General features: G+C 73.8%; 1 pseudogene. It reads right to left on the bottom strand.

Annotation, left to right across the window (positions count from 1 at the left end):
* Window positions 1–650, bottom strand: a pseudogene (locus CFP71_RS43930) (mannosyltransferase); the annotation flags it as partial.

Raw genomic sequence — 650 nt, 5'->3', positions numbered from 1 at the left:
CGACGTCCCCGAAGCTGAAGACGAAGGTGAAGGTCACCAGCCACACGCCCCACATCAGCAGCCCGCCGCGCACCGGGTCGGTGCGCTCGGCCCGGCGCGACCACCACAGCCCGCAGAACAGCGCCAGGAAGGCGAGCGGGAACAGCCACGAGATCGCGACGCCGAGGTGGCCGTCGAGCAACTTGTTCCACCCCAAGGGGTCCGTGCGGCTTTCCACCTTCGACGGATCCGCCTGGGTGGGCGGCGCGCCGCCCGGTCCCACGATCACGTCGCCGTTGGGCAGCACCAGCACGTCTCCGGGCCCGGGCTGGCTCTGTCCGGGCCCCGGCTGACCTTGTCCGGGACCGGTGTCGCCGGGTCCGGTGTCACCCGGGCCGGTGTCGCCGGGCCCCATGTCGCCCGGTCCAGGCTGACCTGCTCCCGGTCCCGTGTCACCGGGTCCGGTGTCACCCGGCCCGGGTCCCCGGTCGCCGGGGCCCTGGCCCACGTCACCCGGACCGGCCTCCGACATATCCAGCGGATGGTCGGGCGGACCGAGTGCCGGCGCACCGCCCGCGCGGCCCGCGTCCGGCACCGCGCCGGGCAGGTTGATGCCCACCCGCGCGAGACCGTTGTAGCCGAACACCATGGCGAAGGCGCTGTTGTTCGTG

This window comes from Amycolatopsis thailandensis, from assembly GCF_002234405.1.
GTDB classification, from domain to species: Bacteria; Actinomycetota; Actinomycetes; order Mycobacteriales; family Pseudonocardiaceae; genus Amycolatopsis; species Amycolatopsis thailandensis.
The sequence above is the reverse complement of the archived record's forward strand: the minus strand, read 5'-3'. Positions and strand labels throughout refer to the sequence as shown.